1 protein-coding gene is annotated in these 334 nt (G+C 68.3%); it reads left to right on the forward strand.

Annotation, left to right across the window (positions count from 1 at the left end; genetic code table 11):
- Positions 1-10 precede the first annotated feature (10 nt).
- Positions 11-334: hypothetical protein (locus tag BST14_RS31915; RefSeq protein ID WP_142279711.1), on the forward strand; the 324-nt coding region annotated here is incomplete at its 3' end.

The following is a 334-nucleotide window of genomic DNA, read 5'->3' on the forward strand; positions in this document are numbered from 1 at the left end:
GACCACAGCAATGAGCAACCTGCGCCGTTTCAGCCGTAGCCTGGCGGTCGCCGCCCTGGTCCTGCTGCCGTTCGCCGCCGTCCAGGCGGAAGACACGGTGGAACCGAGCGGCTACACGCCGATGGCCGGCGAATCCTTCTTCCTGCTCGCCGACAGCAGCTTCGCCACCGACGAGGAAGCGCGGGTCCGTCTCGAAGCGCCCGGCCGCGACTACCGGCGCTACCGCATGGAGCCCTATGGCGGGGTCGACGTGCGCCTGTACCGGATCGAACAGCCGCTGGAGTTCCTCAAGCGGCAGAAGAACCTGCACCGGGTCCTGGCCGAGGGACAGTTC

This window comes from Mycobacterium arosiense ATCC BAA-1401 = DSM 45069, assembly GCF_002086125.1.
GTDB classification, from domain to species: Bacteria; Actinomycetota; Actinomycetes; order Mycobacteriales; family Mycobacteriaceae; genus Mycobacterium; species Mycobacterium arosiense.